This is a genomic window from Mesorhizobium sp. M1078, from assembly GCF_040318615.1.
In the GTDB taxonomy this organism is placed as follows: Bacteria; Pseudomonadota; Alphaproteobacteria; order Rhizobiales; family Rhizobiaceae; genus Mesorhizobium.
Map to the genome: position 1 here is coordinate 1 of NZ_JAMYMP010000102.1, position 562 is coordinate 562.

Annotated in this window: 1 protein-coding gene; it reads right to left on the reverse strand. The window is 63.9% G+C overall.

Annotated elements, in window-relative coordinates; genetic code table 11:
- Positions 1-562 (reverse strand): IS256 family transposase (locus NKH38_RS33285; RefSeq protein WP_352904894.1); only part of this gene is annotated, 562 nt, incomplete at both ends.

Consider the following 562-nt stretch of genomic DNA (forward strand, 5'->3'; position numbering starts at 1 on the left):
TTGGGGAAGATGCGCACGACATAGGTGCGCCGGCGGATTTCCTCGTTGAGCCGCTCCAGCATGTTGGTGGATTTGAGATGCTTGTGGTGCTGTCTCGGCAGCCTGAAGAAGGTCAGGGTTTGTTCGATGGCATCCTCGGCCCAGCCTGTCAGGCGCGGATAGCGTGCCGACCATTTGGCAAGCCATGCGGCAAGATCAGCCCTGGCCTCTGCGAGATCGCGCCGGTCGTAGAGCCAGCGCAATTCCTGCAGGCAGTCGTCGCCGTGCTTCCTCGGCAGATGATCGAGCGCGTTCCTGAGGAAGTGCACGTAGCAGCGTTGCCAGGCGGCTTCGGGGATCACCTCGCCGATCGCTGCCACCAGGCCGGCGTGATCGTCGGACACAACCAACTCGACGCCCTTGAGGCCGCGCGCCTTGAGGCCGACGAGGAAGTCCCTCCAGGCCGAGCGGCTCTCGCGATTGGCCATCTCCACGGCCAGGATCTGGCGCCTTCCGTCCCAGTCGATACCGACCGCGATCAGCACCGCCTGGCTCATGACAACACCGGCTTCACGCACCTTCT